10 protein-coding genes are annotated in these 12,970 nt (G+C 72.7%); 9 read left to right on the forward strand and 1 reads right to left on the reverse strand.

From position 1 onward, the window contains the following. The first annotated feature begins 309 nt into the window (after positions 1–309). Together ACFTZC_RS06335 and ACFTZC_RS06340 are read left to right on the forward strand one after the other, a co-directional pair. Positions 310–1,740 (forward strand): NAD-dependent malic enzyme, encoded by a 1,431-nt coding sequence (locus tag ACFTZC_RS06335; RefSeq protein ID WP_365816162.1) that lies wholly within the window; start codon positions 310–312, stop codon positions 1,738–1,740. Positions 1,741–2,180: 440 nt separating this feature from the next. After that, positions 2,181–2,462 carry an HU family DNA-binding protein gene (locus ACFTZC_RS06340; RefSeq protein ID WP_004571953.1) on the forward strand — a complete coding sequence of 94 codons (282 nt, stop codon included), beginning with the start codon at positions 2,181–2,183 and terminating at the stop codon, positions 2,460–2,462. Positions 2,463–2,702: 240 nt separating this feature from the next. Here the strand turns inward: ACFTZC_RS06340 and murA are convergent, their stop codons facing one another. Then, positions 2,703–4,043 carry a UDP-N-acetylglucosamine 1-carboxyvinyltransferase gene (gene murA, locus ACFTZC_RS06345; RefSeq protein WP_382887376.1) on the reverse strand — a complete coding sequence of 447 codons (1,341 nt, stop codon included), beginning with the start codon at positions 4,041–4,043 and terminating at the stop codon, positions 2,703–2,705. Between the two features lie 274 nt (positions 4,044–4,317). On the opposite strand from murA, the gene ACFTZC_RS06350 reads away from it, so the two are divergent. The 7 genes from ACFTZC_RS06350 (at position 4,318) to ACFTZC_RS06380 (ending at position 12,940) form a co-directional block, all read left to right on the forward strand. Continuing rightward, entirely contained in the window at positions 4,318–4,878 is a 561-nt protein-coding gene (locus tag ACFTZC_RS06350; RefSeq protein ID WP_365816166.1) for a YqgE/AlgH family protein, read from the forward strand. Between the two features lie 152 nt (positions 4,879–5,030). After that, positions 5,031–5,330 (forward strand): DUF3039 domain-containing protein, encoded by a 300-nt coding sequence (locus ACFTZC_RS06355; RefSeq protein ID WP_329826823.1) that lies wholly within the window; start codon positions 5,031–5,033, stop codon positions 5,328–5,330. A gap of 317 nt (positions 5,331–5,647) precedes the next feature. Further along, positions 5,648–7,414: a beta-N-acetylhexosaminidase gene (locus tag ACFTZC_RS06360; RefSeq protein ID WP_382887379.1), complete on the forward strand. Its 1,767-nt coding sequence runs from the start codon at positions 5,648–5,650 to the stop codon at positions 7,412–7,414. A gap of 246 nt (positions 7,415–7,660) precedes the next feature. After that, on the forward strand, positions 7,661–8,557 hold the full coding sequence (locus ACFTZC_RS06365) for an FAD binding domain-containing protein (RefSeq protein ID WP_382887381.1): 897 nt from the start codon (positions 7,661–7,663) through the stop codon (positions 8,555–8,557). Further along, positions 8,554–9,936: a (2Fe-2S)-binding protein gene (locus ACFTZC_RS06370; RefSeq protein ID WP_382887383.1), complete on the forward strand. Its 1,383-nt coding sequence runs from the start codon at positions 8,554–8,556 to the stop codon at positions 9,934–9,936. Before ACFTZC_RS06365 ends, ACFTZC_RS06370 begins: the two co-directional genes overlap by 4 nt. Continuing rightward, a complete protein-coding gene (locus ACFTZC_RS06375; protein ID WP_382887385.1) occupies positions 9,933–12,242 on the forward strand; it encodes a xanthine dehydrogenase family protein molybdopterin-binding subunit in 2,310 nt (769 codons plus the stop codon). The genes ACFTZC_RS06370 and ACFTZC_RS06375 overlap by 4 nt, the downstream gene beginning before the upstream one ends. Before the next feature lie 200 nt (positions 12,243–12,442). After that, positions 12,443–12,940 (forward strand): hypothetical protein, encoded by a 498-nt coding sequence (locus ACFTZC_RS06380; protein WP_382887386.1) that lies wholly within the window; start codon positions 12,443–12,445, stop codon positions 12,938–12,940. The last annotated feature ends 30 nt before the right edge of the window (positions 12,941–12,970 follow it).

Genomic DNA, 12,970 nt, shown 5'->3' on the forward strand with positions numbered 1-12,970 from the left:
TACCGGGGTGGTTTGTTAGCCTGGTGTTGGCACCGGCCCGATCCAAGCCCCCGGGCCCAACCTTCGTCGCTACGAGCGACCACTTGCCGCGAGGCGAGCATGGCGGGTCGGTGTCATCTTTCACACTTATATGCCATCTTTCACACGCATTTCAGCAGGTCTTCACCGGTGAACGGTGGGGACCTGCTTTTGTTGAATACGCCGCTATTACCTGTTACTGGCAGGTAGGTGCGACCATTCGAAAGCGCCGCCGGGACATGTGTTCCCGCAGCGCGGCAATGCGGCTAGGGAAAGAAGAGGAACTCGGTCATGGCAACGGCGCCCAGCGTCTCGTACTCGATGACGGTCCGGCTGGAGGTGCCCGCGAGCGGTACCGCGGTCTCCCAGCTCACCACGGCCGTGGAGTCCTCCGGTGGCTCGGTGACCGGCCTCGACGTGACCGCTTCCGGCCACGAGAAGCTGCGGATCGATGTCACCATCGCCGCGACGTCCACCGGCCACGCCGAGCAGATCGTGGAGCAGCTGCGCGGCATCGAGGGCGTGACCCTCGGCAAGGTCTCGGACCGTACGTTCCTGATGCACCTCGGCGGCAAGATCGAGATGGCGTCGAAACACCCCATCCGCAACCGTGACGACCTCTCGATGGTCTACACGCCCGGCGTGGCCCGGGTCTGCATGGCGATCGCGGAGAACCCCGAGGACGCCCGCAGGCTCACCATCAAGCGCAACACCGTCGCGGTCGTGACGGACGGCTCCGCGGTGCTCGGCCTCGGCAACATCGGCCCGATGGCCGCCATGCCGGTGATGGAGGGCAAGGCGGCCCTCTTCAAGCGCTTCGCCGACATCGACGCCTGGCCGATCTGCCTCGACACCCAGGACACCGACGAGATCGTCTCGATCGTCAAGGCGATCGCCCCCGGCTTCGCGGGCATCAACCTGGAGGACATCTCCGCGCCCCGCTGCTTCGAGATCGAGGCCCGGCTGCGCGAGGCGCTGGACATCCCGGTCTTCCACGACGACCAGCACGGCACCGCGATCGTGGTCCTCGCGGCGCTGACCAACGCGCTGCGCGTGGTCGGCAAGTCCATCGGCGACGTACGGGTCGTCATGTCCGGCGCGGGCGCGGCCGGCACGGCCATCCTCAAGCTGCTCATCGCGGCGGGCGTCAAGCACGCCGTCGTCGCCGACATCCACGGTGTGGTGCACGCGGGCCGCGCCGACCTGGTGGAGGCCGCCCCCGAGTCGGCGCTGCGCTGGATCGCGGACAACACCAACCCGGAAGCCATCACGGGCACCCTCAAGGAGGCCGTGGCCGGCGCGGACGTCTTCATCGGCGTCTCCGCCCCCAACGTCCTCGACGGCGCGGACGTCGCCGCGATGGCGGACGGCGCGGTCGTCTTCGCGCTGGCCAACCCGGACCCCGAGGTCGACCCGGCGATCGCCCGCGAGACCGCCGCCGTGGTGGCCACGGGCCGCTCCGACTTCCCCAACCAGATCAACAACGTGCTGGTCTTCCCGGGTGTCTTCCGCGGCCTCCTGGACGCCCAGTCCCGTACGGTCAACACGGAGATGATGCTCGCCGCGGCGACCGCCCTCGCGAACGTCGTCACCGAGGACGAGCTCAACCCGAACTACATCGTGCCGTCCGTCTTCAACGACAAGGTGGCGGGCGCGGTCGCGGGCGCGGTGCGGGACGCGGCGGCCAAGACCGCCGAGGCCGGCGCGGCCCCGTCGGTGTGACCATGCCCACCCCGGGCCGGTCACGGTAGCGGCCACTGCGGTACATCTCACGTCCGCCCGGTGCCCGGCGCGTCGCGATTCGCCGGGCCACGCGGGCCCCTTTAGGGTGACGGACCATGAGCCCCGCAGCTCCGGGGAGGTTTCAGGGCCTCCGACGGGCTCCAGGCGGGGCTCACGGGGCCCCAGGATTCCCTCGTGGGGCCCCGAGGCTCCAAGGAGTCTCCACAGAGTCGACGGAACGTCACGACGACGAGGCAGTGGCGCTCTTCGTCCGGCTCCAGAGGGTGCCGGATTGGCTTTCCCGCCGCTGGTGGGGGCAGGATGCGTATTCGGGCGCGAGGGTCTGTCAGCAGACCCGGGTCCGGGGACTGTCCGAGGGCCCTGGCAGCATCGGCTTCGATCTCACGCCTCACAGGCAAGAAGAACACGGGAGTACAAACATGAACCGCAGTGAGCTGGTGGCCGCCCTGGCCGACCGCGCCGAGGTGACCCGCAAGGACGCCGACGCTGTGCTGGCCGCTCTCGCCGAGACCGTCGGCGAGGTCGTCGCCAAGGGCGACGAGAAGGTCACCATCCCCGGCTTCCTGACCTTCGAGCGCACCCACCGTGCCGCTCGCACCGCTCGTAACCCGCAGACCGGCGACCCGATCCAGATCCCGGCCGGCTACAGCGTGAAGGTCTCCGCGGGCTCCAAGCTCAAGGAAGCCGCCAAGGGCAAGTAAGCGCCAGGGCCTTTCGTGGGGACAGCCTGACGGCACCCCTCGGAGGCTACGCACGGAGGCGGCTCCCCGACCAGGGAGCCGCCTCCGCTGTTTGCCGCCTCCGTCCGCCGCCCGGACGGCCGTCGCCGGGCCCGCGGTCGGCCGCCCTCTGCCGCCCCGTCAGACGGCCGCAGGCGGTGCCTCACACGCCGGTGGCCCCGGTCCGGGGGACCGGGGCCACAGCGGTGCGCGACGGAGCGGTCAGACGAGCGCGCCGCCCGGCAGTTCCACCTTCGCGCCCAGCTCGACCAGCTTCTCCATGAAGTTCTCGTAGCCGCGGTTGATCAGATCGATCCCGTGCACCCGCGACGTGCCCTGCGCCGCCAGCGCCGCGATGAGATACGAGAAGCCGCCCCGCAGGTCGGGGATGACCAGATCGGAGCCCTGGAGCCGCGTGGGCCCCGAGACGACCGCGGAGTGCAGGAAGTTGCGCTGCCCGAAGCGGCAGTCCGAGCCGCCCAGGCACTCCCGGTAGAGCTGGATGTGCGCGCCCATCTGGTTGAGCGCCGAGGTGAACCCGAGCCGCGACTCGTACACCGTCTCGTGGACGATGGAGAGCCCCGACGCCTGCGTCAGCGCAACCACCAGCGGCTGCTGCCAGTCGGTCTGGAAACCGGGGTGCACGTCCGTCTCCAGCGCGATCGCGTTGAGCGAGCCGCCCGGGTGCCAGAAGCGGATGCCCTCGTCGTCGATCTCGAACGCGCCGCCCACCTTGCGGTAGGTGTTGAGGAACGTCATCATCGACCGCTGCTGCGCGCCGCGTACGTAGATGTTGCCCTCGGTGGCCAGCGCCGCCGAAGCCCAGGACGCGGCCTCCAGACGGTCCGGCAGCGCCCGGTGCGTGTAGCCGTCGAGCCGGTCGACACCGGTGATCCGGATCGTCCGGTCGGTGTCCATCGAGATGATCGCGCCCATCTTCTGGAGCACGCAGATCAGGTCCTCGATCTCCGGCTCCACCGCGGCGTTCGACAGCTCCGTGACGCCCTCGGCCAGCACGGCCGTCAGCAGCACCTGCTCCGTCGAGCCGACCGACGGGTACGGCAGCCGGATCTTCGTGCCGCGCAGCCGCTGCGGCGCCTCCAGGTACTGCCCGTCGGCCCGCTTCTCGATGGTCGCGCCGAACTGGCGCAGCACGTCGAAGTGGAAGTCGATCGGCCGGCCGCCGATGTCGCAGCCGCCGAGACCCGGGATGAACGCGTGGCCGAGCCGGTGCAGCAGCGGTCCGCAGAAGAGGATCGGGATACGGGAGGAACCGGCGTGCGCGTCGATGTCCGCGACATTGGCGCTCTCGACATGCGTCGGGTCGAGGACCAGCTCGCCCGGTTCGTCGCCGGGGCGGACGGTCACGCCGTGGAGCTGCAGCAGCCCCCGCACCACCCGCACGTCGCGGATGTCGGGCACATTGCGCAGCCGGCTCGGGCCGCTGCCGAGAAGCGCGGCGACCATGGCCTTCGGCACCAGGTTCTTCGCGCCGCGGACCCGGATCTCACCCTCCAGCGGGGTGCCGCCGTGGACAAGCATTACATCGTCAGTGCCGGTCATGAATCTCGCGTTCCGGAGTGGGCGGGCGGGTGGCCAAGGAAAAGGGTACGGGTCCCCACCCCCTGTGCCGTAAGGCCCGGGCGGCGTCGGATACGTAATGGACACGTACGGGAACACCCTTGATACGTACGGTGGAACGTCCCTCGCGCAGGGTCACCGCCCCGGCTCCCGTCCGGCCGTGCGCTCCCGTTGCCGCCGTGCGCCCTGAGCTGCGCGCGGGGCCACTCTGCCGGGCACGCCCCGCGGACGGCGAATATGCGGGATCATGTCTCGCATGACCGAGGTGTCCTCGCTCACAGGGCGGCTGCTTGTCGCGACACCCTCCCTGGCGGACCCGAACTTCGACCGCGCGGTCGTCCTGCTGCTCGATCACGACGACGAGGGCTCGCTCGGCGTCGTCCTCAACAGGCCCACGCCCGTGGGCGTCGGGGACATCCTGGAGCCCTGGGGCGAGCTGGCGGGCGAGCCGGGCGTGGTCTTCCAGGGCGGCCCCGTCTCGCTGGACTCGGCGCTCGGGCTCGCCGTGATCCCGGGCGACGAGGGGCCGTTGGGGTGGCGCAGGGTGTACGGGGCGATCGGCCTCGTCGACCTGGAGACCCCGCCGGAGCTGCTGGCGCGGGCGCTCGGCTCGCTGCGGATCTTCGCCGGGTACGCGGGCTGGGGCCCCGGCCAGCTGGAGGGCGAGCTGCGCGAAGGCGCGTGGTACGTGGTCGAGTCCGAGCCGGGCGACGTGTCCTCGCCGCGCCCGGAGAGCCTGTGGCGCGCGGTGCTGCGCAGACAGCGCAGCGAACTGGCGATGGTCGCGACGTACCCGGACGACCCGTCGCTCAACTGAGGGGCGCCCCGTCGCCCCGTCGGGGGTGATGGCCGGAACTCGCCGTTCGGTGCGTCGTGCCTGGCGTGTCGGCGTGTTCCGTGCCGTTCGGCTGCGGAGTGCATGGACCCGGCTACTCCGTGATGCCCCCGGCGTGGGTACCCTTGGTTCTCATGAGCACTCTTGAGCCCGATCGCGGGGCAGGTACAAGCACCCTCGTGGAGCCGACACCCCAGGTGTCGCACGGCGACGGCGACCACGAGCGCTTCGCCCACTATGTCCAGAAGGACAAGATCATGGCGAGTGCGCTCGACGGCACTCCCGTGGTCGCGTTGTGCGGGAAGGTCTGGGTACCGGGGCGCGACCCCAAGAAGTACCCGGTCTGTCCCATGTGCAAGGAGATCTACGAGTCCATGGGCCCCGGCGGGGACAAGGACAAGGGGAAGAGCGGCAAGGACAGCGGCAAGAAGTAGCGGCGCCTTCCGTCCTGACGGCCCCCGGAGCACGCGCACGGCGTGCCCCGGGGGCCGTACGCGTTCACGGGCCGCCGCGCCGGGGTTTCCGGGGGCGGGGCGCTCCCGGACGGTGGCCGGTTCCGTTCGGTCGCGGGCGGTACGCACCGCTCCCGGACCCGGCGGGGGCGGGTGGCGTGAACCCGTGTGCGCCGGTGACGGGAGCGGGTGTACGGGGCCCCTGCGGTCTGGGAGCCGCCGTTCCCGGGTAGGCAAGCCGTCCCGGGGCGTGTGTCCCCGGAACTCGCGATCGCCATCCGGCGCGGAGGAGCGACTTCATGGATCTGATCCCCGACCCGCTGCGGTCCTGGCCCGGACCGAGGGCCGCCGGCGCCTTCCCGCTGGACGAGGAGACCGCCGTCGAGGCGGGACCCGGCACGGCGGGCGTCGCGCGCTGGCTCCGTACCACCGTGGGCGCCGCCACCGGGCTGCCGCTCCCCGACGCCGGGACGGGCGGCGGCTCCGGCTCCGGCTCCGGCGACAACCTGATCGTGCTCGGGATCAGCGCGGACCTCGCGCGCGACCTGGGCCCCGAGGGATACCGGCTCACCGTCGGCGCCGACGGCGTCCGGCTCGACGGCGGCAGCGCCGCCGGGGTCTTCTGGGCCGCCCAGACGCTCCGTCAGCTCCTCGGCCCCGACGCCTTCCGCGCGGCGCCCCTGGGGTCCCACTGGTCCGTACCGGTGACGGTCATCGAGGACGCGCCCCGCTTCGCGTGGCGGGGGCTGATGCTCGACGTGGCACGGCACTTCACCCCCAAGGACGACATCCTGCGGTGGCTGGATCTGCTCGCCGCCCACAAGCTGAACGTCTTCCACTTCCACCTCACCGACGACCAGGGCTGGCGCGTCGAGATCAGGAGCCACCCGCGGCTGACCGAGGTCGGGGCGTGGCGGGCGCGCACGAAATGGGGGCACCGTGCCTCGGAAATGTGGGAGGAGAAACCGCACGGCGGCTATTACACGCAGGACGACATTCGCGAGATCGTCGCGTACGCCGCCGCGCGGCATATCACCGTCGTCCCCGAGATCGAGATCCCCGGCCATTCGCAGGCCGCCATCGCCGCGTACCCGGAACTCGGCAACACCGATGTCATCGACACGACCTCCCTCACCGTCTGGGACACCTGGGGCGTCAATGACAACGTACTCGCCCCCACCGACACCACCCTCCGGTTCTACGAAGACGTCTTCACCGAGATACTCGCTCTTTTCCCCGCCGTCACCTCGCCGTTCATTCACATCGGCGGCGACGAGTGCCCCAAGGACCAGTGGAAGGCGTCCCCGGCGGCGCAGGCGAGGATCGGCGAACTCGGCCTGGCGGGCGAGGACGAGCTGCAGTCCTGGTTCATCCGCCACTTCGACCGCTGGCTCGCCGCGCGCGGGCGGCGCCTGATCGGCTGGGACGAGATCCTGGAGGGCGGCAGCCTGTCGGGCCCCGCCGACGACGAGGGCGGGGACGGAGCGGGCGGGGACGGAGCGGACGGAGACGGCGCGGACGGGGCCGGGTCGGGTGCGGCCGGGGCGGGCGGCCTCACGCCGGGCGCCGCCGTCTCGTCCTGGCGCGGCTACGCGGGCGGGATCGCCGCCGCGCGCGCCGGGCACGACGTCGTCATGTGCCCGGCGCAGCACGTGTACCTGGACTACCGTCAGGCGCCCGGCGACGACGAGCCGATGCCCATCGGATACGTCCGCACCCTGGAGGACGTCTACCGCTTCGAGCCCGTGCCCCCGGAGCTCACCGAGGAGGAGGCCGCCCATGTCCTCGGCGCCCAGGCCAATGTCTGGACCGAGGTGATGCAGGACCGTTCCCGCGTCGACTACCAGGCCTTCCCGCGCCTGGCCGCCTTCGCCGAGGTTGCCTGGTCGGCGCTGCCCGCCCCCGGCGAACGTGATTTCGCCGACTTCGAGCAGCGCATGGCGGAGCACTACCGGCGCCTCGACGCCCTCGGGGTCGCCTACCGGCCGCCCGGCGGCCCCCTGCCCTGGCAGCGCCGCCCCGGCGTGCCGGGACGCCCGATCGAGGGGCCGCCGCCCCGGATCTGAGCCACAGAAGGCGCGCCCCACCGGACGGATAAGTCATACAACGACCGCCGAAGAGTGGCATTCGGTACATGCCGGTGATGCGGGGTGAAAGCGGACCTTCCCCCTGGTCGGGGACGGATGCGTCCTTCGTGGACCCTCGCGTCGCCCGGCCCGGAAGATGTGCCAGAGTTGCCACGTCCGGGCTGTGAGCACGTACGGTACGGCAACACAGGCGGGACACCGGGACACCGGAAAGGGGCAGTGGGGTTGACCACGCACGCACCGCAGACGGCGCAGTTCGTGACGCTGCCGGCCTCGCTCGACGAGGCCGTGGCGGCGCTCACCGAGATGCCTGCCGCCGTGCCCGTCGCAGGTGGCACCGACCTGATGGCGGCCGTCAACAAGGGCCAGTTGCGGCCCGCCGGCCTGGTCGGCCTCGGGCGGATCAGCGAACTGCGCGGCTGGCACTACCAGGACGGCCACGCCCTGCTCGGCGCCGGTCTCACACACGCGCGCATGGGCAGGCCCGACTTCGCGGCCCTGATCCCCGCGCTCGCCGCGTCCGCGCGCGCCGCCGGGCCGCCCCAGATCCGTAACGCAGGCACGCTCGGCGGGAACATCGCCACCGCCGCGCCGACCGGCGACGCGCTGCCCGTCCTCGCCGCCCTCGAAGCCGACCTGGTGGTCGCGGGACCCGGCGGCGTCCGCCGCGAGATCCCCGTCTCCCACCTCCTCGCGGGCCGCGAGATGCTCGCCCCGGCCGAACTCATCGGCTTCGTCCGCGTACCGCTGCTGCACGCCCCCCAGGTCTTCCTCAAGGCCACGGGACGGACCGGCCCGGGACGCGCCACCGCCTCCGTCGCCGTCGTCCTCGACCCGGCCCGGCGCGGCGTGCGCTGCGCCGTCGGCGCGATCGCCCCGATGCCGCTGCGCCCGCTCGACGCGGAGCGCTGGATCGCCTCGCTGATCGACTGGGACGGGGCGCGCGGGCTCGCGCAGGAGGCGCTCGCGGCCTTCGGCGAGTACGTCGCCGCCGCGTGCATCCCGGACCCGCCGCCGCCCGCCGACGGCGGAGAGGCGCCCGCGCCGTCCGCCGCCGTACTGCACCTGCGGCGCACCGTCGCCGCGCTGGCCCGACGAGCACTGGGGAGGGCGCTGTCGTGACCACCAACGACCATTCCGGCTCCGGCCACGGCCAGGACGCCGCCGGCCAGGGCGGCTGGCAGCCGGTCCCGCAGGGCGGCGATTACGACGCCGAGGCGACCGCCTTCGTGCAACTGCCGCCCGAGGACACCCTGGACGCGCCCCTCGCCGCGCCGGGACACGGCTACGTACCGCCCAGCATCGAGCCACAGGCCCCCGGCGACCCGTCGCGGCCCGATCCCTCCGCGCCCGGCGGCTGGGCCGCCCAGCCCGTGGCAGGGGCGCAGGACACCGCGTACGGCCAGGGCGGCGACTACGGACAGGGCGGGTACGGCCACGGCGGCCACGGCGGCTACGGCCCCGGCGGCTACGAACCGCAGGGCACGAGCCACTGGAACTTCAGCGAGGTCGTCCAGGAGGCGGGCGCGCCCCCCGCCGACGCGCCCGCGGACGGAGCCGCCCCCTCCGCACCCACCGGCCAGTGGACCATCCCGGTCGCCGGGGGCGATCTTCCGGACGAGTCCGGCGAGTTCAGCACGTCGGTCCTGGCCTCCCAGTGGTCCGGCGAGGCCCCGCCCGCGACCCTGCCCGGCGGCGCCGCCGCGCCCTGGGCGCCGGAGCCCGCTGAGGACGTCTCCGTACCCGAACCGGCCCCGGAGACCGCCCAGGCGCCCCCGCCGGCCCCCGAGCCCGTCCCGGAAGCCCTGCCCGAGCCGGAACCCCTGGCCGCGGCGGTCCCCGAGCCGGACCCCGACTTCGCGCCGCTCACCCACAGCAACGACAGCGCCGAACACCCCGCGGGCTCCTACGTCCTGCGCGTCAACGGCGCCGACCGCCCCGTCACCGACGCGTGGATCGGCGAGTCGCTGCTGTACGTGCTGCGCGAACGCCTCGGCCTCGCGGGCGCCAAGGACGGCTGCTCCCAGGGCGAGTGCGGCGCCTGCAACGTCCAGGTCGACGGCCGGCTCGTCGCCTCCTGCCTCGTCCCCGCCGCGACCGCCGCCGGATCCGAGGTCCGTACGGTCGAGGGCCTGGCCGTCGACGGCGAACCCTCCGACGTCCAGCGGGCCTTGGCCGCTTGCGGGGCCGTGCAGTGCGGCTTCTGCATCCCCGGCATGGCCATGACCGTCCACGACCTCCTGGAGGGCAACCACGCCCCCACGGAGCTGGAGACCCGCCAGGCCCTCTGCGGCAACCTCTGCCGCTGCTCCGGCTACCGCGGCGTGCTCGACGCGGTCGGCGAGGTCGTCGCCGAACGCCAGGCGAGCGCCGAGGCCGCCGCCGCGGCCTCCGAGGAAGCGCGCGTACCGCACCAGACACCCCCGGGCACCGGCGCCGCCGGTGACCCGCACCTGAACCCGCACCCGCACCCGCACTCGCCCGACGGAGGCATGGCGTGAGCAACGACGCGGCCACCGGGACCACGCTCGACGGTCCCCACCAGGAGCCGCCCGCGCACGGCCTCGGAGCCTCGCTCGCGCCCGCCGACGCGCGAGCGAAGACCGAGGGCACCTTCCCGTACGCCGCCGACCTGTGGGCCGAGGGCCTGCTGTGGGCGGCCATCCTGCGCTCACCGCACCCGCACGCCCGCATCGTCTCCGTCGACACGGCCGCCGCCGCCGACATGCCCGGCGTACGGGCCGTCATCACCCACACCGACGTCCCCGGCGACTCCGCGTACGGCAGGAGCGTCGTCGACCGCCCCGTCTTCGCCGCCGACGTCGTACGCCACCACGGCGAGGCCATCGCCGCCGTCGCCGCCGACCACCCCGACACGGCCCGGCTCGCCGCCGCGGCCATCGCCGTCGAGTACGAAGTCCTCGACCCGGTCACCGACCCCGAGAAGGCGTTCGCCGCTGAGCCGCTGCACCCCGACGGCAACCTCATCCGCCACATCCCGCTGCGCTACGGCGACCCCGACATCGCCGGCGAGATCATCGTCGAGGGCCTGTACCGCATCGGCCGCCAGGACCCGGCCCCCATCGGCGCCGAGGCCGGGCTCGCCGTACCGAGACCGGACGGCGGCGTCGAGATCTACACCGCCTCCACCGACCCGCACACCGACCGCGATCTGGCCGCCGCCTGCTTCGGCCTCGACCCCGAACAGGTCAAGGTCGTCGTCACCGGCGTGCCCGGCGCCACCGGCGACCGCGAGGACCCCGGCTTCCAGATCCCGCTGGGACTCCTCGCGCTGCGCACCGGCTGCCCCGTCAAACTCGCCGCCACCCGCGAGGAGTCCTTCCTCGGCCACGCCCACCGCCACCCCACGCTGCTCCGCTACCGCCACCACGCGGACGCCGAGGGCCGCCTCGTCAAGGTCGAGGCCCAGATCCTGCTGGACGCGGGCGCGTACGCCGACGCCTCGTCCGAATCCCTCGCGGCGGCCGTCGCCTTCGCCTGCGGCCCGTACGTCGTCCCGCACGCCTTCATCGAAGGCTGGGCCGTACGCACCAACAACCCGCCCTCCGGCCATGTCCGCGGCGAGGGCGCCATGCAGGTCTGCGCCGCGTACGAGGGGCAGATGGACAAGCTCGCGGCCAAACTCGGCCTCGAACCGGCCGAGCTGCGCCTGCGCAACGTCCTCGCCACCGGCGACATCCTCCCCACCGGCCAGACGGTCACCTGCCCGGCCCCGGTGGCCGAACTGCTCACCGCCGTACGGGACTACCCGCTGCCCCCGCTCCCCAAGGACACCCCGGAAGCCGCCTGGCTGCTCCCCGGCGGCCCCGAGGGCGCGGGCGAGCCGGGCGCGGTACGGCGCGGCGTCGGCTACGCGCTGGGCATGGTCCACATGCTCGGCGCGGAGGGCGCGGACGAGGTCTCCACGGCGACCGTGAAGGTCCACGACGGCATCGCCACGGTCATCTGCGCCGCCGTCGAGACCGGCCAGGGCTTCACCACGCTCGCCCGGCAGATCGTCCAGGAGACCCTGGGCATCGAGGAGGTCCACGTCGCCCCCGTCGACACGGACCAGCCCCCGGCGGGCCCGGCCGCCCACGGCCGGCACACCTGGGTCTCGGGCGGGGCGGTCGAACGGGCCGCCAAGATGGTCCGTACGCAGCTCCTCCAGCCGCTGGCCCACAAGTTCGGCATGTCCACCGAACTGCTCCAGATCACCGACGGCAAGATCACCTCGTACGACGGCGTGCTCTCCACGACCGTCACCGAGGCGATGGACGGCAAGGAACTCTGGGCCACGGCCCAGTGCCGCCCCCACCCCACCGAACCCCTCGACGACGCGGGCCAGGGCGACGCCTTCGTGGGCATGGCCTTCTGCGCGATCCGCGCGGTGGTGGACGTCGACATCGAACTCGGCTCGATCCGGGTCGTGGAGATGGCCCTGGCACAGGACGTCGGCCGCATCCTCAACCCGGCGCAACTCGCCACGCGTATCGAGGCGGGCATCACCCAGGGCATCGGCACCGCCCTGACGGAGAACCTCCGCACGACCCGAGGCCTGATCCGCCGCCCCGACCTCACCGGATACGCCCTCCCGACCTCCCTCGACGCCCCGGACATCCGCATCGTCCGCCTGGTCGAGGAACGCGACGTGGTGGCCCCCTTCGGCGCCAAACCGGCCAGCGCGGCCCCGGTGGTCACCTCCCCGGCAGCGGTGGCGGCAGCGGTACGCGCCGCGACGGGCCGCCCGATCAGCCGCCTCCCGATCCGCCCCCAGGCGGCGGTGGCGGCGGCGCCGGGGGCGTAGGGGGGCGGGGTGGGCAGGCCCCTACCGGCTGCCCCCCCACCGGTCCCCTTTTGGTCCCCCCAACTGGTCCCCCACCTCCAACTCGTCGTGGCGTGATCTGCGTTGCAGACGAAAGGGCTGACGTGTGCGGTGTCAGACGCGCTGGTTAGAGTGGTTTCCGTAGCTGAGTGTGCAACGGGGGACAACGGGGAGGCGCGTCGATGGCGCAGGACGACGGGACGGGACGGCCGGTGTATCCGACGCTGCCCACCCCTGCCGCGAAACCGGACGTTGGTGTCGAATCGGGCGAGTTGACCAAGTTCAAGAACGAGGTCGACGAACTGCTCACCAGGCTCGACGAGTCGGAAGCCGCGGAGCGGAGGGTCGCGGGCGAACGGATGGTCCAGAGCCACCTGGGCACACCCGCCCTCCGGGAGAGCGCGTTCCTGTACGGCACGTACATGGTCGTCCACGACCAGCTGGAGGAGCTGTCCCGGATGCTGGCCCTGCAGATCGAGGGCCTGTCGGTCGGACTCCAGGCGTCCCGCAATGGATACGACGGGATGAACGAGGACATCCGGTCCAGGATGCAGCTCCTCGCCAAGGAAGCCGGCACGGAGTACGGCGACGGCGACCGGGCGCAGCAGAGCGGGGCACCGCAGGGGACAGGCGGCGCGGGCGGCCAGGCGAAGCCTGGAGCCGAGGAGTTCGACATCTGATGACCTGGAGAGCAGGGGGAGTGGGGGCGG

The organism is Streptomyces sp. NPDC056987, from assembly GCF_042673865.1.
Classification (GTDB): Bacteria; Actinomycetota; Actinomycetes; order Streptomycetales; family Streptomycetaceae; genus Streptomyces.

Coding starts and splice junctions, on each gene's coding strand:
- ACFTZC_RS06335 (WP_365816162.1), top strand. CDS start 310: ATGGCAACGGCGCCCAGCGTCTCGTACTCGATGACGGTCCGGCTGGAG.
- ACFTZC_RS06380 (WP_382887386.1), top strand. CDS start 12,443: ATGGCGCAGGACGACGGGACGGGACGGCCGGTGTATCCGACGCTGCCC.
- ACFTZC_RS06360 (WP_382887379.1), top strand. CDS start 5,648: ATGGATCTGATCCCCGACCCGCTGCGGTCCTGGCCCGGACCGAGGGCC.
- ACFTZC_RS06355 (WP_329826823.1), top strand. CDS start 5,031: ATGAGCACTCTTGAGCCCGATCGCGGGGCAGGTACAAGCACCCTCGTG.
- ACFTZC_RS06340 (WP_004571953.1), top strand. CDS start 2,181: ATGAACCGCAGTGAGCTGGTGGCCGCCCTGGCCGACCGCGCCGAGGTG.
- murA (WP_382887376.1), bottom strand. CDS start 4,043: ATGACCGGCACTGACGATGTAATGCTTGTCCACGGCGGCACCCCGCTG.
- ACFTZC_RS06350 (WP_365816166.1), top strand. CDS start 4,318: ATGACCGAGGTGTCCTCGCTCACAGGGCGGCTGCTTGTCGCGACACCC.